Raw genomic sequence first — 25,194 nt, 5'->3', positions numbered from 1 at the left:
CAATGCGCACTCAGTTCCATGTGCCACTCGCCCCGAAGTAGGGGAGAGTAGAGGGATGCGGCACTACCTCGATCACGCGGCGACGACGCCCCTTCGACCCGAGGCGCGCGCGGCCTGGATCGCGGCGTCGGAGACGGTCGGGAACGCGTCGTCGACGCACGGCGCAGGGCAGGATGCGCGCCGCCTCCTGGAGGAGTCGCGCGAGCGCATCGCCGCCGTGCTCGACTGCGACCCCATCGAAGTCGTGCTCACCTCCGGCGGCACCGAGTCGATCAACCTCGCGCTGCAGGGCCTGTGGCGGGGGCGTCCGGAAGGCGCAGATGCCGTCGTGCTCCCCGACGCCGAGCACCACGCGACCGTGGACACGGTGGAGTCGCTCGTCGCCGACGGCGCGGTACTCCGCCGGGTGGCGGTCTCGTCGTCGGCCGGTATCCGTCCGGCGGCGTTCGCCGCACAGCTGCCGGGTGCCGCCCTTGCGACCGCGCTCATCGCCAACAACGAGTCGGGGACGGTGAACGACGCGGCATCGCTCGCCGCGGCGGCGGCAGAAGCCGCGACGCCGCTGCACCTCGACGCGGTGGCCGCGCTCGGTCATCTGCCGCTGTCGTTCCGTGCCCTGCGCGGCGAGGCACCCTCGAGCGGCGGCCTCGTCGCGATGAGCGTCGCCGGTCACAAGATCGGCGCCCCGGTCGGCGTCGGCGCTCTCGTCGTCGCGCGATCCGCGCGGATCGCGCCGCTGCTCCGCGGCGGTGCCCAGCAGCGCGGGCTTCGCGCGGGCACACAGGACGTACCGGGTGCTGCGGCCTTCGCGACCGCGCTGGAACTCGCCGAGGGGGAGCGGGAGGCCGAGAGCGCACGGCTGCGGGAGCTGCGCGATCGCCTCATCGACGGCATCCGCGAGCGCGTGCCGTCGGCGGAGCTGCTCGGCGACCCCGTGCGCCGTCTCCCCGGCAACGCGCACCTGCTGTTCCCGGGTGCGGTGGGGGAGAGCCTGCTCTTCCTGCTGGACGTCGCCGGCATCGCCGCCTCCACCGGGTCGGCGTGCCAGGCGGGGGTGGCGGAGCCGTCTCATGTGGTGATGGCGATGGGCCGGAGCGAGCAGGACGCCCGGAGCGTTCTCCGCTTCTCCCTGGGCCGTACGTCCACCGCTGCGGATGTCGACGCCGTGCTCGCCGTGATCGGCGATGCGTTCGCCCGCGCATCCGGGGCCGGCACAGGCGCGCCCTCGTAGACTGGGGACCATGCGGATTCTTGCGGCGATGAGCGGCGGAGTGGACTCCGCCGTCGCGGCAGCCAGGGCCGTGGAGGCGGGGCACGACGTCGTCGGCGTCCACCTCGCGCTCTCCCGCGCCGGAGGCACGCTGCGGACAGGCAGCCGCGGCTGCTGCACGATCGAGGACGCGCTGGATGCGCGGCGTGCGGCGGACGTGCTCGGCATCCCTTTCTACGTCTGGGACTTCTCAGAGCGCTTCCGAGACGATGTGATCGCGGATTTCGTCTCCGAGTACCAGGCCGGGCGCACTCCGAACCCGTGCATGCGCTGCAACGAGAAGATCAAGTTCGCGGCTCTCCTCGAGCGCGCCCTGGAGCTCGGCTTCGACGCCGTGTGCACCGGTCACTACGCGACCCTCGTCCCCACCGCCGTGGGGCTGGAGCTGCACCGCGCCGCCGACAACGCGAAGGATCAGTCGTACGTGCTCGGCGTACTGACCGCGGAGCAGCTGGCGCACACGTACTTCCCGCTGGGGACGACCCCTTCGAAGGCGGTCGTCCGCGCGGAGGCCGAGAGGCGGGGTCTCAGCGTCGCGCAGAAGCCGGACAGCCACGACATCTGCTTCATCCCCGACGGTGACACGCGCGGCTGGCTCGCGGAGAAGGTGGGGACGGCGACCGGGGACATCGTCGACCGCAGCGGTGCCGTGGTCGGCTCGCATGAGGGAGCGCACGCGTTCACAGTGGGGCAGCGTCGCGGCCTGAAGCTCGGTGTCCCCGCCGCCGACGGCAAGCCGCGGTTCGTCCTCGAAGTGCGTCCGGTGTCGAACACGGTCGTCGTCGGCCCGAAGGAGGCCCTCGCGATCGGCGAGATCTCGGGGGAGCGGTTCAGCTGGGCCGGCGCGCCGCCGGCCGAGAGCGCCTTCTCCTGCGATGTGCAGATCCGCGCTCATGCCGAGCCGGTCGCCGCGCAGGCCTTCGTGACGTCCGACGGCGTCCGGGTCGTCCCGGACGCGCCGCTGGACGGTGTCGCCCCGGGCCAGACGGCAGTGCTCTATGTCGGCACCAGGGTGCTGGGCCAGTTCACGATCGACCGGACGGTGTCGGCGGTACCGGTCGACGCCTAGACGCCGTGGCGTGTCGGCCCCCGCTCGTAGACTGTCGGGGTGCCTGACGACATCTCGCTCGAAGCCGCCCGAATCGAAGCCGAAGAGCTGACCACGCTCATCCTCGAGGCGAAGGACGCGTACTACGGACGCGACACCTCCGTCGTCGACGACGCCACCTACGACGGCTGGATGCGGCGCCTCGAGGAGCTCGAGCGCCTGCACCCCGAGCTGCAGGGGCAGGACTCGCCGACGCAGATGGTGGGCGCCGCCCAGGCGACAGGACTCGCCACGATCGAGCACGCCGAGCGGATGCTCAGCCTCGACAACGTCTTCTCGATCGAGGAGCTCCGCGAGTGGGCGGCCAAGACCCGTGCCGCGGCAGGCCGCGACGTGGCGTGGCTCACGGAGCTGAAGATCGACGGTCTCGCGATCAGCTTGCGCTACGAGAACGGCCGGCTCACCTCGGCTGCCACCCGCGGAGACGGTCGCGTCGGCGAGATCGTCACGGAGAATGCGCTGCGTCTCCCGGAGATACCGCAGCGGCTCGCCGGCGAGGGGCATCCGCCGATCGTCGAGGTGCGCGGCGAGGTGTTCATCCCGGTCGCCGCTTTCGAGCGGCTGAACGCTGCGCAGGCGGCCTTCCGCGACCGCGCGTATGCCGACGCCCTCGCCCGCTGGGAAGCCCGCCCGGGGGCGAAGAAGCCCTTCGACGAGGAGAAGGCCCGTGCGGCCGCCGCACGCCGCTTCCCCGCGTTCGCCAACCCCCGGAACGCGGCCAGCGGCGGCCTGAGGCAGCAGATCGACAAGAAGGACGGTCTCGAGCTCGAGGCCGGCCTGCTGCGCATCGAGTCTCTCTCCATGTATGTGCACGGCATCGGCGCATGGGACGACCCGCCCGTGGCCGCGCAGAGCGAGGTCTACGAGCTGCTCGCCGGCTGGGGCCTTCCGACGAGCCCGCACACGAGAGTCTGCGCCACCATCGACGGCGTCGTCGGATTCGTCGAGCACTACGGAGAGCACCGGCACGACATCGAGCACGAACTCGACGGCATCGTGGTCAAGGTCGACGAGCTTGCGCTGCACGATGAGCTGGGCATGACCAGCCGGGCGCCGCGCTGGGCGATCGCCTACAAGTACCCGCCCGAGGAGGTGCAGACGAAGCTGCTCGACATCGTCGTCTCCGTCGGACGCACAGGGCGGGCGACGCCGTTCGCCGTGATGGCGCCGGCGCACGTCGCCGGATCCGTGGTCCGGCAGGCGACCCTGCACAACAAGGACGTGGTCAAGGCCAAGGGCGTGCTGATCGGCGACACCGTCGTGCTGCGCAAGGCCGGCGATGTCATCCCGGAGGTGCTGGGACCGGTCGTGGAGAAGCGCGACGGGACGGAGCGCGAGTTCGTCATGCCGGTCGGCTGCCCGGAGTGCGGGACGCCGCTGCGCCCGATGAAGGAGGGTGACATCGATCTGCGCTGCCCGAACGCGCGGTCCTGCCCCGCACAGGTGCGCGGCCGGGTCGAGCACATCGGGTCGAGAGGCGCCCTCGACGTGGAGGCCCTCGGCGAGGTCACCGCCGCAGCGCTCACCCAGCCGACCTCCCCGGCGATCCCGCCCCTGGAGACCGAGGCCGGCCTGTTCGCATTGACCCTCGAGCAGCTGGTGCCGATCGAACTGGTGGTGAAGGACGCTGAGACCGGACTGCCCAGGGAGGATGAGGACGGCATCGCCAAGATGCGGGCGCCGTTCCGCCGCAACCCCACGGCGGCGGAGAGGAAGGCGGGTCTCGAGGGGCCGCAGCCTTCGTCGCAGGCGCTGACGCTGCTCGCCGAGCTGGAGAAGGCGAAGACCAAGGAGCTCTGGCGGCTTCTGGTCTCCTTGAACATCCGTCATGTCGGCCCGGTGGCGGCGCGCGCCCTGGCGCAGTGGTTCGGGTCACTGGATGCGATCCGAGCGGCTTCGCGGGACGAGCTCGCGGCCGTCGAGGGCGTGGGCGGCATCATCGCCGATTCGCTGCTGGACTGGTTCGAGGTCGACTGGCACCAGGAGATCGTGCGCCGGTGGGCTGAGGCCGGAGTGCAGTGGTCGACGCCGGGGCACCCCGGTCCGGGGGCCGCCGTCGTCGAGGGCGGAGTGCTCGACGGCCTCACCGTCGTGGCGACCGGCTCCCTCGACGGCTACACGAGGGACGGCGCGCAGGAGGCGATCATCAAGGCCGGTGGCAAGGCGGCGTCGAGCGTCTCGAAGAAGACCGACTTCGTCGCGGCGGGCCCCGGGGCGGGCTCGAAGCTCGCGAAGGCCGAGGAGCTCGGCATCCGCATCCTGGACGCGGCGCAGTTCCACATCCTCGTCACGGACGGACCGGAGGCGCTGGACGCCTGACCGGCACGACGCGACAGCATGTCCGTCCGTTCTGGGCAGGCGACCTCGCCGTCAGGGCGATGACGTGGCCGACCCGGTCACGGGACCGTGACCGTCATTCGCTCGCGCGAATCTCGAATCCTGTCGGAGGCGAGTCGGACGGGGGGAGATCCTCGGAATCAATCCGGCTCACGGCCGCATTCGGGGGTCCCGTCCGAAGCAGGCGGAGGACGGCTTCCACGTCCTCCGCCGCACCGTGAAGCTCGGCCTCGACCGATCCGTCGCGGCGGTTGCGCACCCAGCCCGAGACACCGCGCGCCTCCGCGTGCGCGCGGGTGAACCAGCGGAACCCGACTCCCTGGACGACGCCGGTGATGCGCACGCGCGTCGATGTCATGACTCGCCGCTCACAGCTCGCGCACGTGGCGCAGCTCGTGCAGGCCCTGCACGCTCCCGCCCTCGCCGAACTTCTCGCCGCCATCAGCCGCCCAGCCGTGGGACTCGTAGAACCGGATCGCGCGTTCGTTGCCGTGCAGCACCCAGAGGTACGCGGCCGTCCAGCCCTCGGCGCGGAGCTCGTCCTCCACGCGCGTCAGCAATGCGTGACCGACGCCCTGCGACCAGGCCGAGGGATGCGCGTACAGTCCGGCGAGCTCGCCCAGATGCGTTGTCTCCGCGTCCCGGCCTCCGCCGAAACCCGCCCAGCCGACGATGCGACCGTCCGACTCGGCGACGAGCAGCCGGTGCGGCACCGGACCGTAGGCGTCCGTGGATTCGCCGGCCAGGGACTTCTCGATCCAGGTTCCCCACATCGCGGTGCGCTTCTCGACGCTCTGAGCGTCGAGCACGGCCTGGTCGATGAGTCCCGCATAGGCAGCGCGCCAGGCGTCCACGTGCACGACGGCCACGCCGCGCGCATCGGCGACCGTCGCCCATCTGATGTTCAGCATCCGACCACGCTAGCGCGCGCACGCCTTCGGAGCCGGCCGATGACACGCCAGCGGATCCTCGGATGCCGCGGCGCGCCGGCCGCGGCATCCGAGGACATGTCAGAAGGCGGATCAGCCCTTGTGCCGCGGCTTGCGGAAGGGCTTGTCATCGCGATCGCCCCGGGAGGGGCGGTCGTCGCGTGAGCCGTACGAAGGCCGGTCGCGGCGCTCGTAGCGGCCGCCGGCATCCCGGTCGCCGTCGCGACGTGCGCCGCCGCCGCGCGGGCCGCGGTCCGGCTTGATCTCGATGAGCCTGCCGGAGATGCGGGTGTCACGCAGCTTCTCGAGCACGGCGGCGTCGAGATTCGCGGGCAGCTCGACGATCGAGAAGTCCGGGCGGATGTTGATCGCGCCGAAGTCGTCGCGGCCGAGGCCGCCCTCGTTCGCCAGGGCGCCGACGATCTGCCGCGGCTCGACGCGATGCCGGCGTCCGACCTCGATGCGGTACGCAGCGTAGTCGCCGCGGCCCCGGCGCTCGGTGCGCGGCTCGCGCGGCTCACGGGTCGTGCGCTCGCGCGGCGGGCGGTTGTCGTTCTCGACGGCCTTCGCGAGCGGGTCGTCGGCGGGGTCGAGGAGCAGCGGGGTGTCGCCCTGGGCGACGACGGCCAGCGCTGCGGCGACGTCGGCCTCGGGTACGTCGTGGTTGCGCACGTAGTGGGCGATGATGTCGCGGAACTTCTCGATCCGCTCCGCCTCGCCGAGCGCGCTGGTGATCGCATCGTCGAAGCGCGCCAGACGGGTCGTGTTCACGTCCTCCGTGCTCGGCAGCTGCATCTGGGTCGGCTGCTGCCGCGTGGCCTTCTCGATCGACTTCAGCAGGTACCGCTCCCGCGGGGTGATGAAGCTGATCGCGTCGCCGGTGCGGCCCGCGCGTCCGGTTCGGCCGATGCGGTGCACGTACGACTCGGTGTCCGTGGGGATGTCGAAGTTGACGACGTGGCTGATCCGCTCGACGTCCAGGCCGCGGGCGGCGACGTCGGTGGCGACGAGGATGTCGAGCTTGCCGTCCTTGAGCTGGTTCACGCTCCGCTCGCGCTGCACCTGCGGGACGTCGCCGTTGATCGCGGCGGCGGAGTAGCCGCGGGCGCGGAGCTTCTCGGCGAGCGTCTCGGTCTCGTTCTTCGTGCGGACGAACACGATCATGCCGTCAAAGTTCTCGACCTCGAGGATGCGGGTGAGGGCGTCGACCTTCTGCGCGTACGAGACGACGAGGTAGCGCTGGGTGATGTTCGTGTTCGTCGCCGTCTTGGACTTGATCGTGATCTCTTCGGGATCGCGAAGGTACTGCTGGGCGAGCCTGCGGATCTGCGGCGGCATCGTCGCCGAGAACAGCGCGACCTGCTTCTCCTCGGGGGTCTGCGCGAGGATCTGCTCGACATCCTCCGCGAAGCCCATCTTCAGCATCTCGTCGGCCTCGTCGAGCACGAGGTACTGCAGCTCGGACAGGTCGAGAGTGCCCTTGGCGAGGTGGTCCATGATGCGGCCCGGCGTGCCGACGATCACGTGCACGCCGCGGCGGAGCGCGGACAGCTGGACGCCGTAGCCCTGGCCGCCGTAGACGGGGAGGACGTGCACGCCCTTCATCTTCGTCGCGTACGCCTCGAAGGCCTCGCAGACCTGGAGCGCGAGCTCGCGGGTCGGGGCGAGGACGAGGGCCTGCGGGCTCTTCTGGGCGACATCGAGACGCTCGAGGACCGGCAGAGCGAACGCCGCGGTCTTGCCGGTGCCGGTCTGCGCCATGCCGACGACGTCGCGGCCGGCCAGGAGCGTCGGGATCGTCGCGGCCTGGATGGGCGAGGGAGTCTCGTAGCCGAGATCCTTGATGGCTTTGAGGACCGGCCCGGTGATCCCGAGCGCCTCGAATCCGGGGGTCGAGGGGGCGTCGGTGGGCACAGCGTCTTCTTCAGTCACTGACCAAGGGTAGCGTGCGGCGTGATTCCGCGCCTGGGAGGGTGCCCTCAGGCGCCGCCGGTGAGGGCGACGAGCCTCTCCTTGACCTGGCGGCGGAGCACCTTCCCGATGAGGGACTTCGGCAGCTCGTCGACGACGAAGACCCGGCGCGGCACCTTGTACGGGGTGAGGATGCCGCGCGCGAACTCGCGGATCGCCTCGACGTCCACCTCCTCGCCGCTGTCGACGACGATCGCCGCGACGACCTCCTCGCCGGAGTGCTCGCTCGGGAGGCCGACGACGGCGGCATCCGACACCTGCGGATGCTGGCGCAGGGCGTTCTCGACCTCGGTCGGCGCGACGTTGAACCCGCCGGTGATGATGAGCTCCTTGATGCGGTCGACGATGCGGACGAAGCCGCCCTCGTCGATCGTGACGATGTCACCCGTGCGGAACCACCCGTCGGCGAAGACCGCCTCCGTCTCCTCGGGCTTGCCGTAGTAGCCGGAGAACACCTGAGGACCGCGGACGACCAGTTCACCGGCGGATCCCGCAGGCACGTCGACGGTCGGGTTCTCCGGATCGATCACACGGCACTCGGTCCCCGGAAGCGGAAGTCCGACCGTGCCGGGCACGCGGTTGCCGGCGACCGGGTTCGCCATGAGCACGGGGGAGCACTCGCTGAGGCCGTAGCCCTCGACGAGGTAGCCGTGAGTGGCCTCCTCGAAGGGGACCACGAGCTCGTGCGGCAGAGCCATCGCTCCGGAGATCGCCACCTCGATGCCGTCGAGGGAGACGCCCTTCGTCTTCGCAGCGGCGAGCAGGCGGTCGGCGATCGGAGGCACCAGAGGCAGGAACGTCGCCGGATGCTTCTCGACGACGTCGAGCACCAGGTCAGGGTCGAACTTCGGGAACAGCACGAGTCGTGCACCCATCGACATCGCGAAGGTGAGGCACAGCGTGAGTCCGTAGGCGTGGAACATCGGCAGCACCGCGTAGACCACGCAGCCCTTGCCGCGCTGGATGGACGGCACCCAGGCCTGCGCCTGCGCGGCGTTCGCGAGCAGGTTCCGATGCGTGAGTGAGGCGCCCTTCGGCGTGCCGGTCGTGCCGGAGGTGTACTGGATGATCGCGAGGTCGTCCGTGGCGGGCTTCGGATGCGACGGCGGGAGCGGCGCGGAACCGACGAGCGACTCCCAGGGGATCGTCCCGCGGACCTTCTCCGTCAGTGCCGCGCGCGACTCCCTCGCCTTCTCGACCGGCAGCCGCAGGGCGACCCGGGTGAGGAAGGGCATCGCCCGCGTCACGTCGACCGAGACGAGGTTCGTCACGGCGAGATCCACGGGGAACTCCTGCACGGTGGAGACGACCTTGTTCCACACGATGGCGTGCTTCGCTCCGTGGTCCTCGAACTGCTTGCGCAGCTCGCGCGGCGTGTAGAGCGGGTTGTGCTCGACCACGACGGCACCGAGGCGCAGCACCGCGTAGAACGCGACGATGTGCTGCGGGCAGTTGGGAAGCACGATCGCGACCGGGTCGCCCGCACGGACGCCGAGGTCGCGGAGCCCGGTGGCCGCGCGATCGATCGCGTCCTGGAGCCGCGCGTAGGTCGTCTCCCGGCCGAAGAACTGCAGGGCCGGAGCATCCGGATAATCGCGGGCGGATGCCGCCACGATGTCGATCAGGGATCCGGAGACGGGTGCGAGGTCCTCGGGGACACCGGCGGCGTAGCTGGCGACCCACGGACGAGGGGGCTGGAACGTGCTCACTCGCCCAGCATATGCGGGCCTCCGCGACCGGCACGGGAGCCGCGGACGCGGCAACTAGACTTGGGGCGTGTCTGAAATCACCCCTGATCTTGTGCGCCATCTCGGCGTGCTCGCGCGCATCCAGCTGAACGACGACGAGGTGACGCGGCTCACGGGCCAGCTCGACGCCATCGTCGACAACATCGCCAAGGTGTCCGAGGTCGCGACCGCCGACATCGCCGCCACGAGCCACCCGATCCCGCTGAGCAACGTCTTCCGACCCGATGTGGTCGGACAGACGCTCACGCACGAGCAGGTGCTCCAGAACGCGCCGGACCAGGCGGACGGCCGGTTCCGCGTCACCGCGATCCTGGGAGAAGAGCAGTGAGCGACATCATCCGCCTGAACGCCGCCGAGCTCGCCGAGAAGCTCGCGACGCGCGAGATCTCCAGTGTCGAGGCGACGCAGGCGCACCTCGACCGCATCGCCGCCGTGGACGGCGACGTGCACGCCTTCCTGCACGTCAACGAGGGCGCCATCGCGGCCGCCGCCGACATCGATGCCCGCCGCGCCGCGGGGGAGCAGCTCGGCCCGATCGCCGGCGTGCCCCTCGCCATCAAGGACGTCTTGGTCACCACCGACCAGCCCACGACGAGCGGCTCCCGCATCCTCGAGGGCTACCGCTCTCCGTACGACGCGACGGTCGTGGCTCGCTCGCGCGCCGCGGGTCTCATCCCGCTCGGCAAGACCAACATGGACGAGTTCGCCATGGGCTCCTCCACGGAGCACTCGGCGTACGGTCCGACCCGCAACCCGTGGGACCTGGACCGGATCCCGGGCGGCTCCGGGGGCGGCTCGGCGGCCGCCGTGGCCGCCTTCGAGGCCCCCATCGCGCTCGGCTCGGACACCGGCGGCTCCATCCGCCAGCCCGCGCACGTCACCGGCACCGTCGGCGTGAAGCCGACCTACGGCGGCGTCAGCCGCTACGGTGCGATCGCACTCGCCTCGAGCCTCGACCAGGTCGGCCCCGTGTCCCGCACCGTGCTCGACTCGGCGCTGCTGCACGACGCCATCGGCGGTCACGACCCGAAGGACTCCACCTCGCTCACCGACACGTGGCCGTCCTTCGCCGCAGCAGCCCGTGAGGGCGCACGCGGAGACGTGCTGAAGGGCCTGAAGGTCGGCGTCATCCGCGAGCTGCCCGACAGCGGCTTCCAGCCCGGCGTGGCGGCGTCCTTCCGCAGCGCGCTCGCGCAGATGGAGGCACAGGGCGCGGAGATCGTCGAGATCGGCGCTCCGCACTTCGAGTACGGCGTCGCCGCCTACTATCTGATCCTGCCGGCGGAGGCGTCGAGCAACCTCGCGAAGTTCGACTCCGTGCGCTTCGGCATGCGGGTCACCCCGGAGGGCGGCGCCACCGTCGAGGACGTCATGTCGGCGACCCGCGACGCCGGCTTCGGCGACGAGGTCAAGCGCCGCATCATCCTCGGCACCTACGCGCTGTCCGCCGGCTACTACGACGCCTACTACGGCAGCGCGCAGAAGGTCCGCACGCTCATCCAGCAGGACTTCGCGAACGCGTTCGCCGAGGTCGACGTCATCGCCACCCCGTCGGCGCCGACCACGGCGTTCAAGCTCGGTGAGAAGCTCGACGACCCGCTGCAGATGTACCTCAACGACATCACGACGATCCCGGTGAACCTCGCCGGCGTCCCCGGCATCTCCATCCCCAGCGGCCTCGCCGAGGAGGACGGCCTGCCGGTCGGCATCCAGTTCATCGCCCCGGCCCGGGAGGATGCCCGTCTGTACCAGGTGGGCGCGGCGCTGGAGGCCGTGCTGCTCGACTCGTGGGGAGCCCCGTTGCTCACCCGCGCGCCCCAGCTCGTGGGAGGGACCCGCTGATGGCCGCCGCCAAGCTCATGGACTTCGACAAGGCGCTCGAGCTGTTCGAGCCGGTTCTCGGCTTCGAGGTGCACGTCGAGCTCAACACCAACACGAAGATGTTCTCGGACGCGCCGAACCCGGCGAACGAGGCCTACCACGCGGCTGAGCCGAACACGCTCATCGCCCCGGTGGACCTCGGCCTGCCCGGTTCGCTGCCGGTCGTGAACGAGACGGCGATCCGCTCGTCGATCAGCCTGGGCCTGGCTCTCGGCTGCTCGATCGCCGAGTCGAGCCGGTTCGCGCGGAAGAACTACTTCTACCCGGATCTCGGCAAGAACTACCAGATCTCCCAGTACGACGAGCCGATCGCCTTCGAGGGCTCGGTCGAGGTCGAGCTCGAGGACGGCACTCTCGTGCAGGTGCCGATCGAGCGCGCGCACATGGAGGAGGACGCCGGAAAGCTCACACACATGGGCGGCTCGACGGGTCGCATCCAGGGTGCCGAGTATTCGCTCGTGGATTACAACCGCGCCGGGGTTCCGCTCGTCGAGATCGTCACCAAGACGATCTTCGGCACCGAGCACCGCGCTCCCGAGGTCGCCAAGGCGTACGTGCAGACCATCCGGGACATCGTGCGCAGCCTGGGCATCTCCGAGGCGCGCCTGGAGCGCGGCAACCTGCGCTGCGATGCGAACGTGTCCCTCCGTCGCCGTGGCGAGGAGAAGCTGGGCACCCGCACCGAGACGAAGAACGTCAACTCGATGCGCTCCGTCGAGCGCGCCGTCCGCTACGAGATCCAGCGCCAGGCGCAGATCCTCGCCGACGGCGGCACCATCACGCAGGAGACCCGGCACTGGCACGAGGACACCGGCACCACCTCGCCGGGGCGTCCGAAGTCGGATGCCGACGACTACCGCTACTTCCCCGAGCCCGATCTGCTCCCCGTCGAGCCGAGCCGCGAGCTGGTCGAGGAGCTCCGCGCCGCGCTGCCTGAGCAGCCGGTCGCCCGCCGCCGTCGCCTGATGGCGGAGTGGGGCTTCACCGACCTCGAGTTCCAGGACGTGCGCAACGGCGGGCTGCTCGACGTCGTCGAGGCGACGATCGCCGCCGGCGCGGCGCCCGCGTCCGCGCGCAAGTGGTGGACGGGCGAGATCACGCGACTCGCGAACCAGCAGGAGAAGGATGCCGCCGAGCTGATCAGCCCGGAGAACGTCGCCGCCCTGCAGCAGCTCGTCGATGCCGGGACCCTCACCGACAAGCTGGCGCGCCAGGTGCTCGAGGGCGTCATCGCCGGCGAGGGCACCCCGCAGGAGGTCGTCGACACGCGCGGCCTGGCCGTGGTGTCGGATGACGGCGCCCTGATCGCCGCGATCGACGAGGCCCTCGCTGCCCAGCCCGACGTGCTGGCCAAGATCAAGGACGGAAAGGTCCAGGCAGCCGGCGCCGTCATCGGCGCCGTGATGAAGGCCATGAAGGGCCAGGCTGACGCCGCCCGCGTCCGCGAGCTCGTGCTGGAGCGCGCCGCGCAGTAGCACCCTCTCCGTCGAGACCCCGTGCTCTCGTCGAAACCTCTCGCTGCCGCCGCCTGCAGCAGGGGGTCTCGACGGCTGCACGGGGTCTCGGCGCATCGTGACGACCGCGTCGGTGAGACCGCGTGTCCGACGTCCGGGGGACAATGGTCGTATGGGACACGGTGACGGCAGAGGGCGCGTCGTCTCGCCCGCCGGCGCCGATGACACCGGCACCCGCATCCTGCACGTCGACATGGACGCCTTCTACGCGGCCGTCGAGGTGCTCGACGACCCGAGCCTGCGGGGTCTTCCGCTGATCATCGGCGCACCCGACGGTCGGTCTGTCGTCGCCAGCGCGTCGTACGAGGCTCGCCGCTTCGGCGTTCGCGCCGCCATGCCGGTCGGGCAGGCGCTGAGGCTGTGCCCGAACGCCCGCATCGTCCCGCCGCACTTCCACCGGTACCAGGAGGTCTCGCGCGACGTGATGGCGATCTTCGAGTCGTTCACTCCGCTCGTCGAGCCGCTGTCGGTGGACGAGGCGTTCCTCGACGTGCGCGGGGTGCGCCGGCTGTGGGGGAGTCCCGGACGGATCGCCCAGCTGGTGCGGGAACGGGTCAGCGCGGAGGTCGGCATCACCTGCAGCGTCGGCGTGGCCGCCACGAAGCACGTCGCGAAGATGGCCTCCACGCTCGCCAAGCCCGACGGGATGCTCATCGTCGCCGAGGCGGACACGCTGGACTTCCTCGCGTCCCGGCCGGTGCGGGCGATGTGGGGTGTCGGTCCGAAGGCCGCCGAGGCGCTCGAAGCTCGGGGCATCCGCACGATCCGGGACATCAGGGCGACGTCTGCCGAGATGCTCGACCGCGCCGTCGGGCCGGCTCTCAGCGCCCGTCTCGCCCAGCTCGCCCGCGGGGAGGACGCCAGGGCCGTCGAGACGGATCGCGTCGAGAAGAGCGTCGGCCACGAGGAGACCTTCGACGAAGACATCACCGACCGCGTCTTCCTCCGCGCCGAGCTCCTGCGGCTCGCCGACCGGGTCGCCGCGCGGTTGCGGCGGGCGCAGTGGGAGACGTCGACGGTCGCCATCAAGATCCGCTTCGACGACTTCCGCACCCTCAGCCGCTCGCAGACGCTCTCCGAGCCGACGGCGGTCGGGCAGCGCATCGGCGAAGCCGCACAGGCGCTCTTCGAGCAGATCGACCGGCACGATCCCATCCGTCTGGTCGGCGTGCGCGCCGAGAAGCTGCGTCCTGCCGGTGGCGGTGCGCCGGGGCTCTGGGACGACGACGAGGACTGGCGCAGGGTCGAGGGCGCCATGGACGACGCGCGAGCCCGCTTCGGCTCCGCCACGATCACGAGGGCCCGGCATCTGGGCCGCGAAGACGGCCGCGGGGCTGCACAGCATCCGAAGGCGCACGGCGTCGAGAGGTGACGCGGCCGAGGTGTTCGTCGGCTAGCGTGGTGTTCATGCCGAACATCGCACTGGAACTCGGGAAGCAGGCCGCCTCGTTCGGGGTGAAGAGCGCGTACGGAGAGCCGCAGGACGTCGACGGCGTCAGCATCACGCCGGTGGCGCTCACCCTCAGCGGCTTCGCCGGCGGCAACGCCGAAGGCGGCGAGGGCGGAACCGGGGGCGGCATCGCCGTGCCGCTCGGCGTGTACGTGCGTCGCGAGGAGGGGCTGAGGTTCGAGCCGAACATCGTCACGCTGCTCGTGGTGGCGGCCCCGTTCGTCTGGATCGCCGGCCGGGCCCTCTCGCGCGTCATCCGTGCGCTCAAGAAGTGACGATCCGATCGCGGCGGCCCTCGGGCGCGCTGCGAGCCTGATCACCGAGGACATCCGCGCCCTCGCCGCAGCGAACCCCGTCGTCCTCATCGACGGCTGCAGCGGAGCGGGCAAGAGCTCTCTCGCACGCCGTGTCGCGGCGGCGTGGCCGGTCTCAGGGCGGCCGCAGCTCATCGCCCTGGACTCCCTCTATCCCGGCTGGGACGGGCTGGATGCCGGCGTGGACCGGGCACTGGAATGGATCCTCCGGCCCCACGGTCGAGGGCTGCTCGGAACATGGCGGCGGTGGGACTGGGAACGGAGCACCGAGGCGGAGAGCCATGCCGTCGATCCGGCGCTCGGCGTGATCGTCGAGGGCAGCGGCATCCTCACTCCGGCGACGGCGGCGCTCGCGGACGTGCGGATCTGGGTCGAATCGGCGGAGAGCGTCCGCAAGGTGAGGGCCCTCGCGCGCGACGGCGACACCTATCGACCGCACTGGGAGCGGTGGGCGGCGCAGGAGCGGCGGCACATCGAGCGTGACGATCCGCGGAGCCTGGCGACGAGGACGGTAGAGATCCCCTGACCGCCGGGCCGCTCAGAGCAGCTCGTCGGCGGCCTCGACCAGCGACTCCAGCCGGTAGGCGAGCCAGTCGTAGACGCCGTAGCGGGCGTCGTCGGCGCGGTTCTCCTCTTCGTCGACGATCCCGATGCGCTCGGCGATCACGAGCCGCAGGGCAGTCAGCGTGCGCAGCCACGCGTCGACCTGATCGGAGCCGATCGTCACCTCGTGCTCGGCGAACGCCTCCTGCTCGCTGATCGCCGACAGATCGGCGCGAAGGCCCGCGAGTCCTGCGGCCACGACGGCGGCGTCGGCCGATCGCCGGTCCAGCAGGTCCGACCGGGTCGTCTCCTGGAACGTCTGAGAGGCGCCGGCGTCGCCCGGGTACGCGTCCGGGGTGAGCCGGGCGACGGCCGGATCGTCCACATCACGCTCTGCGCCGACCAGGTCGCGCAGGTCGTCGACGAGTCGCCCGAGCTGCGAGGCCTCGATCACCGCCATCCGGAGGCGAACGCTCCCGCCGGTCATGCGGAGACCTTGCGCACGGTCGCCCAGAGACCGAAATCGTGCATGGCCTGCGCGTGGACCTCCATCGTCTCGCGCGGGCCGGTGGCGACGATGGCGTGACCCTCATGGTGCACGGCGAGCATGAGCTGCGTGGCGCGCTCGAGCGAATAGCCGAAGTACGTGCGGAACACGCGGACGACATAGCTCATCAGGTTGACGGGGTCGTTCCACACGACGACCTCCCACGGCTCGAGCGGAGCCGCCGCGAGGTCGGTGTCCTCTTGGATGTCCGGATGCGCGAACGGCGTGCTCATGCCCACCCCAGCTCGTGGAGCTGCTCGTCGTCGATCCCGAAGAAGTGCGCGATCTCGTGCACAAGCGTCGTGTGGACCTCGTCCCGCAGTTCGCCCTCCGTGTCGGCGGCCGCGAGATGCGGTTCGCGGTACACGATGATCCGGTCGGGGAGCTCGCCCATCCCGTACTGCCCGCGCTCCGTCAAGGCGAGTCCGTCGTAGAGCCCGAACAGGTCGAGACTGCCGTCCTCGGGGCGGTCCTCGACCACGAAGACGACGTTGTCGAGTCCGTCGACCATCTCATCGGGCAGTCGATCGAGCTCGTCCACCACGAGTGCCTCGAAGGCGTCGGCATCCATCTCCATCGTTCCCCAGCCTATTGCCGGCGGCGTGCGGAGGATCATCCGACGACGGGAGCGGCGCGGCGGACAGTGATGCGCACAGGTTCGCGCAGGCTCTGACCGACGACGCAGTAGCGCTCGGCGGAAGCGCCGAGACGTGCGAGGGAGGCGTCGTCGAGATCGCCGTCGACTTCCGCGAGCACCTCGATCGCCGACACACCCACAGGCGCCGAACGCTCGACGCCGAGCGTGCCCCGCACATCGAAACTGCCACGTGCGGTGAGCCGGGCGCCGCGGATGTCGAGGTCCATCGCCGTGGCGACGCTGCGGAGAGTGACGCCGGCGCAGGCGAGCACGGCCTGCAGCAGCAGGTCGGCTGAGCACGCGTCGGCGCCGGTGCCGCCGGTGGCCGGGTGGAGTCCCGCGCGGATCGGGCCCGCCCAGCTCTCGACGGTCGTCGTGATCCCGTCGTCGCGCCAGTCGCCCTCGGCGGACAGCGGCACGATCGCGGAACGAGGATCGGCCGCGTAGCGCTCTCGCAGCGGGGCCTGGAGTGCTCGGAGCTCGGCGCGGTCCATGTCCCGATGATCCCACCGGGATCGGCGGCGCGCCATGGGCGCTCAGTGCAGGAGAACGAGGAGACCGGCCACGGCGATGAAGAGGACGCCGAAGACCGTGTTGAGCGTGCGCTGACCGCGGACGGATCGGGTGAGGCGGCGGAACGGGCGTGCAGCCGCAGCGAAGAACCCCCACATCACGAGCACGTCGACGACGATGACGGTCAGGACGAGGGTGAGGTACTGCGGGAGCTGAGGCTGATCGAGCCGGATGAACTGCGGGATGAAGGCCAGGAAGAAGACGATCGCCTTCGGGTTGAGCAGGTTGACCCAGAAGCCGCGCCGGATCATCGACCAGTGGCTCTCGCGGGTGTCGTCCGCACCCTCCAGATCGTCGCCGGCGAGGTTCGGCTTCGCGAGGATCAGCCGGATGCCGAGATACACGAGGTACGCGGCGCCGGCATAGCGGATGACGTTGAACAGGAGTTCGGAGCGGGAGACGATCAGACCGACCCCGGCCGCCACGATGACGACGTGGACGATGAGGGCGAGCTGCTGGCCGGCGATGCCCCAGATCGATCGGCGCCATCCCTGCGTCAGCGCGTTCGACATCGTGTTGATGGCCCCGGCGCCGGGCGTGAAGCTGATGACGACGCAGGCGGTGAGGAGCGAGAACCAGACAGCGAGCGACACCTCGCAATTCTAGGGCTCGCCCCGCACCGTCCGCGGTCAGCCGGTGACGCTCTCCGGCCGCAGGTCGATCCGGCGCAGCAGCTGCGCGTTCAGCGCCACGACGATCGTCGACAGGGACATCAGGACCGCTCCGACCGACATCGGCAGCACGAACCCGAACGGGGCGAGCACGCCCGCCGCGAGCGGGACCGAGATCAGGTTGTATCCCGCGGCCCACCACAGGTTCTGCGTCATCTTCCGGTAGCTGGCGTGCGACAGTGCGATCACGGAGAGGACCGTCCTCGGGTCGTCGCCGGCGAGGATCACTCCCGCGGAGGCGATGGCGACGTCGGTTCCGGCGCCGATCGCGAGACCGACGTCGGCCTGAGCCAGCGCCGGGGCGTCGTTGACGCCGTCGCCGACCATCGCGACCTTCCGGCCCTCCGCCTGCAGCTCCCTCACCTTGGAGGCCTTGTCCTCGGGGCGAACCCCGGCGAACACCCGGTCGATGCCGAGCTCTGCGGCGACGTGCTCCGCGACGGCCTGTGCATCTCCGGTGATCATCACGACCTGGATGCCGCGCGCATGCAGCGCACGGACCGCCTCGGTGGACTCCGGCCTGATCTCGTCGGCGAGGCGCAGGGCGCCGGCCACGACGCCGTCCACGAGGACGTGCAGGATGATCGCACCCTCGGCGCGCCAGGCATCGGCGACCGGGAGCTCGACGGCTCCCGCCTCGGCGAGCAGGTGCGGGCCGCCGACCTGCACCGTCCGCCCGCCGACCGTGGCGCTGACGCCCACAGCGGGGGAGGAGGTGAAGTCCGTCGCAGAGAGGACGTCGAGCTCGTCTTCGGCTGCCGCGTTCACGATCGCCTTCGCGAGCGGATGCTCGGAGTCGTGCTCTGCGGCGGCGGCGAGCCGGAGGACGTCCTCGGCGGTGAACCCGCTCGCCGGTTCCACGGCGGTCACAGCAGGTGCGCCCTTGGTCAGCGTGCCCGTCTTGTCGAAGAGCACGGCGTCGACCGTGCGCATCGTCTCGAGAGCCAGCCGATCCTTGACGAGGACCCCGGCGCGTGCGGCCTTCTCCGTCGCGATCGAGACGACGAGCGGGATCGCCAGCCCGAGGGCATGGGGGCAGGCGATGACGAGGACGGTGATCGTCCGGATCACGCCTTCATCCGGCATCCCGACGAGCGACCAGATGATCGCCGTGATGACGGCGGCGCCGAGGGCGAACCAGAAGAGCCAGGCGGCGGCGCGGTCGGCGATCCGCTGGGCGCGGGAGGACGAGGCCTGGGCATCCGCCACGAGCTTCTGGATGCCGGCGAGCGCGGTGTCCGCGCCCACGGCGGTGATCTCGACACGGAGGCCGGAGTCCGTCGCCACGGTGCCGGCGACGACGTGATCGCCCGCCTCGCGGCGCACCGGCTTCGATTCGCCCGTGATCATCGACTCGTCGATGCTCGCGCTTCCCTGCACGACGATCCCGTCGGCCGGGAGGCGCCCGCCCGGGCGGATCACGACCACATCGCCGAGGCGCAGGTCTGCGGGGGACACGGTCACGACGTCGTCGCCGTCGAGGCGCTCGGCTTCGTCGGGCAGGAGCGCGGCCAGGGAGTCGAGCGCGGACGTCGTCCGGGCGAGGGACCGCATCTCCAGCCAATGGCCGAGCAGCATGATGACGATCAGCAGCGCGAGCTCCCACCAGAACTCGAGCTCGTGGTGCAGCATCCCGAGGCTGGCCCCCCAGGAGGCGAGGAAGGCGACCGTGATCGCGAGGCCGATGAGGAGCATCATCCCGGGCTTGCGCGCACGCAACTCGCTCACCGCCCCGGTGAGGAACGGCGCGCCACCCCAGACGTACATGACGGTGCCGAGAACCGGCGCGACCCAGCCCGCCCAGGCGGGCACCTCGTACCCGAGGATCATCGCGAACATCGGCGATGCGGCCACGACCGGGACTGCGAGGACGAGCATGATCCAGAACAGCCGGCGGAAGCGCTCGGTGTGCCCGGAGTGGTCACCGTGGCCGGAGTGGTCTGCGTGCCCGGAGTGGTCTGCGTGGTCGCGGTGAGCGGTATGGCCGTCGTGTGTGGCGTGCATCTCGTGACCGGCGTGGCCGTCGTGCGTGGCGTGCATCTGGTGACCGGCGTGCAGGTCGGGCGTGTCGACGGCCTGCCGGTCGTGTCCAGCATGTGCATGATGCTGTGCCGACGCGTCGCCGCCGGCGTGAGCGGTCGATGCCGCTTCAGGGTTCGTGCTCATGATGACGGGTCCCTTCGTGGATTCACTGGGACCAACCTAATACCCCGGTGGGGTATTCCCGGAGTGCGCAGGCAATTGTGCGGAGAATGCAGAAGGGCCCGAGTCTTCCGACTCGGGCCCTTCATCCGGGTGAGTAACGGGGCTTGAACCCGCGACCTCCTGGACCACAACCAGGCGCTCTACCAACTGAGCTATACCCACCATGTATGTGCCCGCCGAAACAGGCAACCCCACGATTGTATTACACGTTTGGGGCAAACTCCGACACGGTGCGGGCGGCGATGTCCCGGGCCTCGTCGCTGGAGGGTCCCGGCTCGTCGACGAACACCGCCTGGCGGTAGTAGCGGAGCTCGCGGATCGACTCCAGGATGTCGGCCAGGGCGCGGTGGCCGCCGTCCTTGAGAGGCGCGTGGAAGAACACGCGGGGGTACCAGCGGCGGGCCAGTTCCTTGATGCTCGAGACGTCGACGTTGCGGTAGTGCAGCCACTGGTCGACCTGGGGCATGTACTTGGCGAGGAACATCCGGTCCGTGCCGATCGTGTTCCCGGCGAGCGGAGCCTTGCGCTCCAGCGGCACGAAGCGGCGGATGTAGGCGAGCGTCTGAGCTTCGGCCTCCTCCAGGGACACGCCGTCGGGGATCTCCGTGATCAGACCGGAGGTCTCGTGCATCTTCGCGACGAAGTCGTTCATGTTCTCGAGTGCCGCGGCGCTCGGACGGATCACGACCTGGAATCCGGGATCGATCGGGTTGAGCTCGAAGTCGGTGATGACCACCGCGATCTCGACCAGCTCGTCGACGGCGAGGTCGAGGCCGGTCATCTCGCAGTCGATCCAGACGAGTCGATCGTTCTCGGACGCAGATACCATGCGGCCATCCTATCGGCGGCCTCGACATCGCCTTTCGGCGGCAGGAAGCAGGTGGCCCCCCAGGCACGATTCGAACGTGCGACCGGCGACTTAGAAGATCGATGCTCTATCCGCTGAGCTACTGGGGGTCAGAACTTCAGCCTACCCAATTCTTCAGGTCGGCTCGCTTCGTTCTTTCCGGGTCGGGGGCGACGGCTTTGGATCTCGCGCGCCACTCACGCGCATACGCGTTCCTTCGTTCCAAGCAGGCTTCGCAACGGCATCCGCGGCGTCCCTTGGCACCGCCTCCGTGCGGTACCCGCCTTCGACCGCCCACGTGCTCGGGCGCGTCGACGGGGAGACCCTGACTCAGCAGATGCCTGCGGTGGCCGGCCCGCGCCGCAGTCCGTCGGCGGTGGCAGTTGGCACAGACGACCTCGCATTTCCCGATCTCGCGAAGGATCGCCGGCCAGGCCCTGGTCGAGGAGTTGACCGCTCTTGCGATCTCGAACCGTTTCTCGACCCCGGGAAGGTGATCGAAGTCGAGGACGACAGGGTCGCCCTCGCCGCAATCCACGCACGGATGCCCCTGCAGATGCGCGATCATGCGGATGAAGTTCTGATGACGATGCCACGCCTGCGCCGTCTTGAGCCGCTCTCCCGTGCTCGGCATCGTTGCGTCACCCGTTGCGCAGCGCGGCCACCGCATCGTCGGCTCGCCAGAACTCGCCGATGAGGCGGAACGTCCCCGTGGCGAGCTGCAGGCGCTCGGCTCGATAGCGCAGGCCGAGCGGATCGGCAGCGATCCGAAGGTGGCCGAGCACGCGCCCGGTGCGGTCCTGCACGCGCCAGAGGTGATCGGCCGCGCGCACCAGATGCTCGCGGGGGGATGAGAGCCGAGGAGTCGCGTACGGAACCTCGGGCAGTGACGTGGTCAGGCTGTCGGACATCGGTATCTCCTTCCTGGTTCGAACATATGAGCGACCTCCGACATTGCGCCCTGCATCCAACACGCGGTCGCGGCCAGGACTTCTCCTGCACAGAAGCTGTCCGCGGACGATCTCTTCCCATGCCCCGGTTCCGGCGCGTCGAGCACTCCAGGCGGGAGCGCATCCTTGATCGATCCGGGCGAGCGTCCCGGCACACAGAGAAGAGACGAACATGATCGACACGCTGACGATCGTCGGCAAGGTGGCCACAGATCCGGTCCAGAGTCAGACCGCCGGAGGCATCCCGGTGACGAACTTCCGTCTGGCGAGCACGCACCGCCGGTTCGACAACGCGACCCAGGCGTGGGTGGACGCCGGCACCAACTGGTACTCCGTGGCGGCGTTCCGCCAGCTCGGCGAGCACGCCAAGGCGTCGCTGCGCACCGGCGACAGCGTGATCGTCACGGGCCGCCTGAGGATCCGCAACTGGGAGGCGGGCGGGAAGCTCGGGACCAGCGTCGACATCGACGCCGATGCGATCGGGCACGACCTGCGCTGGGGGACGACCGCCTATCTCCGCGCCTCCCGTGCGAGCGCCCCCGAGCAGGCGCGTGCCGCCGTCGGTGGCGGCGAGGTCGACGCCGCGCCCGACGCAGTCGACGAACGTCCCCTGGACACCTCGTGGGCCGTGCAGACGGATGCCGTCGAGGAGGTGGAGCAGGCCGAGACGGTGCCGTTCTGACCCGTGATGCACAGACGCGACGTCCGGGCATGAGAGCGGGACGCGGAGGAGGCGGGACATAGACTCGGTGCGTGCTCCGACGACCGGCCTCCTCCGCTCCGCGCGCCGCCCTCGCCGCGGCGGTTGCCGCGCTGGCCTTCGCGCTCGCGGCGTGCGCGCCGACGGACGGCGGCGCCCCGTCCGGTTCGCCGATCCCGACTCCCTCGTCATCCTCGCCGTCGCCGTCGCCGTCGATGACCGATGGGCCGGCCGGTGGGGTGCCGGAGTACGTCGCCGACGGCTCCGCCGCGGACAACCTCCCGCTCTTCTCCTCGGTCGCCTCCGCCGTCTGGAACTCGGATCAGCGCACGTCGGGCCGTGCGTACATCGACGCGCTCGTGGCCGCGGGCTTCGACAAGACGGCCATGCAGGTGACCCCGGACACGACGACGGTCGGCAACCCGGTGGAAAGCCTGCAGTTCTCCGTGCGCTGGGGGGAGACGGAGTGCCTGATCGGTCAGGTCGGCCCGTCGACGGGCGCACCCGTCACCGCCGTGATGCCGCAGCTCGCGAAAGGGCGCTGCCTCGTCGGCAGCACCCGCACCATCGACTGGTGAGGAGAAGTCGCTCAGCCGGGAGCCGGTAGGCTGGAGTGTCGATCTCGACGCCTACAGAAGGAGCTTTTTCGGTGGCTGAGTACATCTACTCGATGGTCCGTGCGCGCAAGGCGGTGGGCGAGAAGCTCATCCTGGACGATGTCACGATGGCATTCCTCCCGGGTGCGAAGATCGGCATGGTCGGCCCCAACGGCGCCGGAAAGTCCACGATCCTGAAGATCATGGCCGGCCTCGACACTCCGTCCAACGGCGAGGCGAAGCTGTCCCCGGGCTACACCGTCGGCATCCTCATGCAGGAACCCGAGCTCGACGAGTCGAAGACCGTCCTGGAGAACATCCAGGACGGGATCGCCATCAAGGCGAAGCTCGACCGCTTCAACGAGATCTCCGCGCTGATGGCCGACCCGGATGCCGACTTCGACGCGCTGCTCGCTGAGATGGGGTCGCTGCAGGAGGAGATCGACGCCGCCGACGGGTGGGACCTCGACTCCCAGCTCGACCAGGCCATGGACGCTCTGCGCACGCCGCCCGGCGACGCGGCGATCGGCCCGCTCTCCGGTGGTGAGAAGCGTCGCGTCGCTCTCGCGAAGCTGCTGCTGCAGAAGCCCGACCTGCTGCTCCTCGACGAGCCCACCAACCACCTCGACGCCGAGAGCGTGCTCTGGCTCGAGCAGCACCTGCAGGCGTACAAGGGCGCCGTCATCGCGATCACCCACGACCGGTACTTCCTCGACCACGTGGCCGAGTGGATCGCCGAGGTCGACCGCGGGCGGCTGATCGGCTACGAGGGCAACTACTCGACCTATCTGGAGAAGAAGGCGGAGCGCCTCGACATCCAGGGCAAGAAGGACGCGAAGCTCGCCAAGCGCCTCAAGGAGGAGCTGGAGTGGGTGCGCTCCAGCGCCAAGGGCCGCCAGACCAAGTCGAAGGCGCGTCTCGCCCGCTACGAGGAGATGGCCGCAGAGGCGGAGCGGACCCGGAAGCTCGACTTCGAGGAGATCACGATCCCCGCCGGTCCTCGTCTGGGCAATGTCGTGATCGAGGCCAAGAAGCTGCAGAAGGGCTTCGACGGGCGCTCGCTCATCGACGGTCTCAGCTTCAGCCTGCCGCCGAACGGCATCGTCGGCGTGATCGGCCCGAACGGCGTCGGCAAGACGACGCTGTTCAAGACGATCGTCGGGCTCGAGCCGCTCGACGGCGGTGACCTGAAGATCGGCGAGACGGTCAAGATCAGCTACGTCGACCAGTCCCGCGCCAACATCGACCCCGACAAGACGCTGTGGGAGGTCGTCTCCGACGGTCTCGACTTCATCACCGTCGGCAAGACCGAGATCCCCTCGCGCGCCTACGTGTCGAAGTTCGGCTTCAAGGGCCCGGATCAGCAGAAGAAGGCCGGTGTCCTCTCCGGTGGTGAGCGCAACCGTCTGAACCTCGCGCTGACGCTCAAGGAGGGAGGAAACCTGCTCCTCCTCGACGAGCCGACCAACGACCTCGATGTCGAGACCCTCAGCTCGCTCGAGAACGCGCTGCTCGAGTTCCCCGGCTGCGCCGTGGTCATCACCCACGACCGGTGGTTCCTCGACCGCATCGCGACGCACATCCTCGCCTACGAGGGCACCGACGAGAATCCCGACCAGTGGTACTGGTTCGAGGGCAACTTCGAGGCGTACGAGCAGAACAAGATCGAGCGCCTCGGCCCGGATGCCGCGAAGCCGCACCGCTCCACGCACCGCAAGCTCACGCGCGACTGAGCCCGAGATGTCCGTCGCCGACCCGGGGCCGCGCCTCCACATCCCCATCCACCTGCGGTGGGGCGACCTGGACGCGTTCAATCACGTCAACAACACCTCGATGCTCAAGCTGCTCGAGGAGGCGCGCGTGCGCGCGTTCTGGCGTGCCGGCCCCGGGGAGGAGGCACCGCCGACCGCGGTCCTCGACTCGGGCATCGATCAGGGCGTGCTCACGCTCATCGCCCGCCAGGAGATCGAGTACCTCGCCCCCGTGCCGTACCAGCGGCGCCCGCTCGAGGTGCAGATGTGGTTCGGCAAGCTCGGCGGATCGAGCCTCGAGGTCTGCTACGAGGTCTACAACCACCCGGAGAGCGACGGGCGGACGCTGTACGCGCGATCTGCGGCGGTGATCGTCCTGGTCGACGCCGCGACCGGCCGCCCGACCCGGCTCACGCCCGAGATGCGCGAGGTCTGGGAACCGTATGCGGGCGAGCCGATCGCCTTCGATCGCCGCTGACACGCCCATCGGCGCGGATGCTCCCCGAAGAATGTGCGTGACACCCGGGCCGGAGATCCGCGTCAAATCGCGGATATCACCATGCCGATGAGGGCATGGATTCACACCGCAGGGGAATTCTCCGCAACGTATTGACGAATCCGTCACCGCGGGTCTAGTTTTGCGTCGTTCGGT

25 protein-coding genes and 2 tRNA genes are annotated in these 25,194 nt (G+C 70.0%); 13 read left to right on the top strand and 14 right to left on the bottom strand.

Annotated features, from left to right (window positions below; genetic code table 11):
- The first annotated feature begins 55 nt into the window (after nucleotides 1–55).
- From G6G98_RS02750 to ligA, 3 genes are read left to right on the top strand one after another with little or no spacing between them, the layout of a single operon-like run.
- Complete coding sequence (locus G6G98_RS02750) at nucleotides 56–1,231, top strand: cysteine desulfurase family protein (RefSeq protein ID WP_067351662.1); 1,176 nt, start codon at nucleotides 56–58, stop codon at nucleotides 1,229–1,231.
- A gap of 10 nt (nucleotides 1,232–1,241) precedes the next feature.
- Complete coding sequence (mnmA, locus tag G6G98_RS02745; RefSeq protein WP_084788270.1) at nucleotides 1,242–2,339, top strand: tRNA 2-thiouridine(34) synthase MnmA; 1,098 nt, start codon at nucleotides 1,242–1,244, stop codon at nucleotides 2,337–2,339.
- 39 nt (nucleotides 2,340–2,378) lie between these two features.
- On the top strand, nucleotides 2,379–4,697 hold the full coding sequence (ligA, locus tag G6G98_RS02740; protein WP_067351671.1) for an NAD-dependent DNA ligase LigA: 2,319 nt from the start codon (nucleotides 2,379–2,381) through the stop codon (nucleotides 4,695–4,697).
- A gap of 94 nt (nucleotides 4,698–4,791) precedes the next feature.
- On the opposite strand, the gene G6G98_RS02735 is transcribed toward ligA, so the two are convergent.
- From G6G98_RS02735 to G6G98_RS02720, 4 genes are all read right to left on the bottom strand, one after another.
- Nucleotides 4,792–5,073 (bottom strand): acylphosphatase, encoded by a 282-nt coding sequence (locus tag G6G98_RS02735; protein WP_067351674.1) that lies wholly within the window; start codon nucleotides 5,071–5,073, stop codon nucleotides 4,792–4,794.
- Between the two features lie 10 nt (nucleotides 5,074–5,083).
- Complete coding sequence (locus G6G98_RS02730; RefSeq protein ID WP_067351677.1) at nucleotides 5,084–5,626, bottom strand: GNAT family N-acetyltransferase; 543 nt, start codon at nucleotides 5,624–5,626, stop codon at nucleotides 5,084–5,086.
- A gap of 111 nt (nucleotides 5,627–5,737) precedes the next feature.
- Nucleotides 5,738–7,576: a DEAD/DEAH box helicase gene (locus G6G98_RS02725; protein WP_067351682.1), complete on the bottom strand. Its 1,839-nt coding sequence runs from the start codon at nucleotides 7,574–7,576 to the stop codon at nucleotides 5,738–5,740.
- Between the two features lie 47 nt (nucleotides 7,577–7,623).
- Nucleotides 7,624–9,324, bottom strand: a complete 1,701-nt coding sequence (locus G6G98_RS02720) for a long-chain-fatty-acid--CoA ligase (RefSeq protein ID WP_164233723.1) — start codon at nucleotides 9,322–9,324, stop codon at nucleotides 7,624–7,626.
- A gap of 67 nt (nucleotides 9,325–9,391) precedes the next feature.
- On the opposite strand from G6G98_RS02720, the gene gatC reads away from it, so the two are divergent.
- From gatC to G6G98_RS02690, 6 genes are all read left to right on the top strand, one after another.
- Complete coding sequence (gene gatC / locus G6G98_RS02715; RefSeq protein WP_067351689.1) at nucleotides 9,392–9,691, top strand: Asp-tRNA(Asn)/Glu-tRNA(Gln) amidotransferase subunit GatC; 300 nt, start codon at nucleotides 9,392–9,394, stop codon at nucleotides 9,689–9,691.
- A complete protein-coding gene (gatA, locus tag G6G98_RS02710; RefSeq protein ID WP_164233724.1) occupies nucleotides 9,688–11,205 on the top strand; it encodes an Asp-tRNA(Asn)/Glu-tRNA(Gln) amidotransferase subunit GatA in 1,518 nt (505 codons plus the stop codon). The genes gatC and gatA overlap by 4 nt, the downstream gene beginning before the upstream one ends.
- On the top strand, nucleotides 11,205–12,719 hold the full coding sequence (gene gatB / locus G6G98_RS02705; RefSeq protein ID WP_067351695.1) for an Asp-tRNA(Asn)/Glu-tRNA(Gln) amidotransferase subunit GatB: 1,515 nt from the start codon (nucleotides 11,205–11,207) through the stop codon (nucleotides 12,717–12,719). Before gatA ends, gatB begins: the two co-directional genes overlap by 1 nt.
- Nucleotides 12,720–12,870: 151 nt before the next feature.
- On the top strand, nucleotides 12,871–14,130 hold the full coding sequence (locus G6G98_RS02700) for a DNA polymerase IV (RefSeq protein ID WP_164233725.1): 1,260 nt from the start codon (nucleotides 12,871–12,873) through the stop codon (nucleotides 14,128–14,130).
- Between the two features lie 35 nt (nucleotides 14,131–14,165).
- Nucleotides 14,166–14,483 (top strand): hypothetical protein, encoded by a 318-nt coding sequence (locus G6G98_RS02695; RefSeq protein WP_067353693.1) that lies wholly within the window; start codon nucleotides 14,166–14,168, stop codon nucleotides 14,481–14,483.
- Nucleotides 14,467–15,048, top strand: coding sequence for a hypothetical protein (locus G6G98_RS02690; RefSeq protein WP_164233726.1), 582 nt, complete (start codon nucleotides 14,467–14,469; stop codon nucleotides 15,046–15,048). The genes G6G98_RS02695 and G6G98_RS02690 overlap by 17 nt, the downstream gene beginning before the upstream one ends.
- Before the next feature lie 12 nt (nucleotides 15,049–15,060).
- On the opposite strand, the gene G6G98_RS02685 is transcribed toward G6G98_RS02690, so the two are convergent.
- The 10 genes from G6G98_RS02685 to G6G98_RS02640 all read right to left on the bottom strand — a co-directional run bounded on the left by G6G98_RS02685 (nucleotide 15,061) and on the right by G6G98_RS02640 (nucleotide 21,456).
- Nucleotides 15,061–15,552 carry a DUF2017 family protein gene (locus G6G98_RS02685; protein WP_164233727.1) on the bottom strand — a complete coding sequence of 164 codons (492 nt, stop codon included), beginning with the start codon at nucleotides 15,550–15,552 and terminating at the stop codon, nucleotides 15,061–15,063.
- Nucleotides 15,549–15,845: an ATP-dependent Clp protease adapter ClpS gene (gene clpS, locus G6G98_RS02680; RefSeq protein WP_067353697.1), complete on the bottom strand. Its 297-nt coding sequence runs from the start codon at nucleotides 15,843–15,845 to the stop codon at nucleotides 15,549–15,551. The genes G6G98_RS02685 and clpS overlap by 4 nt, the downstream gene beginning before the upstream one ends.
- Nucleotides 15,842–16,189: a metallopeptidase family protein gene (locus tag G6G98_RS02675; protein WP_067351705.1), complete on the bottom strand. Its 348-nt coding sequence runs from the start codon at nucleotides 16,187–16,189 to the stop codon at nucleotides 15,842–15,844. Before G6G98_RS02675 ends, clpS begins: the two co-directional genes overlap by 4 nt.
- Nucleotides 16,190–16,224: 35 nt before the next feature.
- Nucleotides 16,225–16,743 carry an OsmC family protein gene (locus G6G98_RS02670; RefSeq protein ID WP_164233728.1) on the bottom strand — a complete coding sequence of 173 codons (519 nt, stop codon included), beginning with the start codon at nucleotides 16,741–16,743 and terminating at the stop codon, nucleotides 16,225–16,227.
- A 42-nt stretch (nucleotides 16,744–16,785) separates the two neighbouring features.
- Nucleotides 16,786–17,415, bottom strand: a complete 630-nt coding sequence (locus G6G98_RS02665) for a LysE family transporter (protein WP_164233729.1) — start codon at nucleotides 17,413–17,415, stop codon at nucleotides 16,786–16,788.
- A gap of 36 nt (nucleotides 17,416–17,451) precedes the next feature.
- The gene (locus tag G6G98_RS02660; RefSeq protein ID WP_432207058.1) at nucleotides 17,452–19,659 is read right to left on the bottom strand and encodes a heavy metal translocating P-type ATPase; all 2,208 of its coding nucleotides are present in this window, start codon (nucleotides 19,657–19,659) and stop codon (nucleotides 17,452–17,454) included.
- Between the two features lie 128 nt (nucleotides 19,660–19,787).
- Nucleotides 19,788–19,860, bottom strand: a tRNA-His gene (locus G6G98_RS02655).
- A gap of 40 nt (nucleotides 19,861–19,900) precedes the next feature.
- Nucleotides 19,901–20,527, bottom strand: a complete 627-nt coding sequence (orn, locus tag G6G98_RS02650; RefSeq protein WP_067351717.1) for an oligoribonuclease — start codon at nucleotides 20,525–20,527, stop codon at nucleotides 19,901–19,903.
- Nucleotides 20,528–20,579: 52 nt separating this feature from the next.
- Nucleotides 20,580–20,655 (bottom strand) — tRNA-Arg (locus G6G98_RS02645).
- Nucleotides 20,656–21,186: 531 nt separating this feature from the next.
- On the bottom strand, nucleotides 21,187–21,456 hold the full coding sequence (locus tag G6G98_RS02640; RefSeq protein ID WP_084788272.1) for a hypothetical protein: 270 nt from the start codon (nucleotides 21,454–21,456) through the stop codon (nucleotides 21,187–21,189).
- A gap of 211 nt (nucleotides 21,457–21,667) precedes the next feature.
- Between G6G98_RS02640 and ssb the strand changes: the two genes are divergently transcribed.
- From ssb to G6G98_RS02620, 4 genes are all read left to right on the top strand, one after another.
- Entirely contained in the window at nucleotides 21,668–22,177 is a 510-nt protein-coding gene (gene ssb, locus G6G98_RS02635) for a single-stranded DNA-binding protein (protein WP_164233730.1), read from the top strand.
- 71 nt (nucleotides 22,178–22,248) lie between these two features.
- Nucleotides 22,249–22,773, top strand: coding sequence for a DUF6993 domain-containing protein (locus G6G98_RS17040; RefSeq protein ID WP_208321411.1), 525 nt, complete (start codon nucleotides 22,249–22,251; stop codon nucleotides 22,771–22,773).
- A 71-nt stretch (nucleotides 22,774–22,844) separates the two neighbouring features.
- On the top strand, nucleotides 22,845–24,524 hold the full coding sequence (gene ettA, locus G6G98_RS02625; RefSeq protein WP_067351729.1) for an energy-dependent translational throttle protein EttA: 1,680 nt from the start codon (nucleotides 22,845–22,847) through the stop codon (nucleotides 24,522–24,524).
- 7 nt (nucleotides 24,525–24,531) lie between these two features.
- Nucleotides 24,532–25,020 (top strand): acyl-CoA thioesterase, encoded by a 489-nt coding sequence (locus tag G6G98_RS02620; protein ID WP_164233731.1) that lies wholly within the window; start codon nucleotides 24,532–24,534, stop codon nucleotides 25,018–25,020.
- The last annotated feature ends 174 nt before the right edge of the window (nucleotides 25,021–25,194 follow it).

Source organism: Microbacterium hydrocarbonoxydans (genome assembly GCF_011752045.1).
Taxonomy (GTDB): Bacteria; Actinomycetota; Actinomycetes; order Actinomycetales; family Microbacteriaceae; genus Microbacterium.
The sequence above is the reverse complement of the archived record's forward strand: the minus strand, read 5'-3'. Positions and strand labels throughout refer to the sequence as shown.

Excerpts from the sequence above, each read along its gene's own strand:
- G6G98_RS02750 (WP_067351662.1), top strand. The coding sequence starts at position 56 with ATGCGGCACTACCTCGATCACGCGGCGACGACGCCCCTTCGACCCGAG.
- mnmA (WP_084788270.1), top strand. The coding sequence starts at position 1,242 with ATGCGGATTCTTGCGGCGATGAGCGGCGGAGTGGACTCCGCCGTCGCG.
- G6G98_RS02735 (WP_067351674.1), bottom strand. The coding sequence starts at position 5,073 with ATGACATCGACGCGCGTGCGCATCACCGGCGTCGTCCAGGGAGTCGGG.
- G6G98_RS02730 (WP_067351677.1), bottom strand. The coding sequence starts at position 5,626 with ATGCTGAACATCAGATGGGCGACGGTCGCCGATGCGCGCGGCGTGGCC.
- gatB (WP_067351695.1), top strand. The coding sequence starts at position 11,205 with ATGGCCGCCGCCAAGCTCATGGACTTCGACAAGGCGCTCGAGCTGTTC.
- G6G98_RS02700 (WP_164233725.1), top strand. The coding sequence starts at position 12,871 with ATGGGACACGGTGACGGCAGAGGGCGCGTCGTCTCGCCCGCCGGCGCC.
- G6G98_RS02695 (WP_067353693.1), top strand. The coding sequence starts at position 14,166 with ATGCCGAACATCGCACTGGAACTCGGGAAGCAGGCCGCCTCGTTCGGG.
- G6G98_RS02685 (WP_164233727.1), bottom strand. The coding sequence starts at position 15,552 with ATGACCGGCGGGAGCGTTCGCCTCCGGATGGCGGTGATCGAGGCCTCG.
- clpS (WP_067353697.1), bottom strand. The coding sequence starts at position 15,845 with ATGAGCACGCCGTTCGCGCATCCGGACATCCAAGAGGACACCGACCTC.
- G6G98_RS02675 (WP_067351705.1), bottom strand. The coding sequence starts at position 16,189 with ATGGAGATGGATGCCGACGCCTTCGAGGCACTCGTGGTGGACGAGCTC.
- G6G98_RS02670 (WP_164233728.1), bottom strand. The coding sequence starts at position 16,743 with ATGGACCGCGCCGAGCTCCGAGCACTCCAGGCCCCGCTGCGAGAGCGC.
- G6G98_RS02660 (WP_432207058.1), bottom strand. The coding sequence starts at position 19,659 with ATGAGCACGAACCCTGAAGCGGCATCGACCGCTCACGCCGGCGGCGAC.
- orn (WP_067351717.1), bottom strand. The coding sequence starts at position 20,527 with ATGGTATCTGCGTCCGAGAACGATCGACTCGTCTGGATCGACTGCGAG.
- G6G98_RS02640 (WP_084788272.1), bottom strand. The coding sequence starts at position 21,456 with ATGTCCGACAGCCTGACCACGTCACTGCCCGAGGTTCCGTACGCGACT.
- ssb (WP_164233730.1), top strand. The coding sequence starts at position 21,668 with ATGATCGACACGCTGACGATCGTCGGCAAGGTGGCCACAGATCCGGTC.
- G6G98_RS02620 (WP_164233731.1), top strand. The coding sequence starts at position 24,532 with ATGTCCGTCGCCGACCCGGGGCCGCGCCTCCACATCCCCATCCACCTG.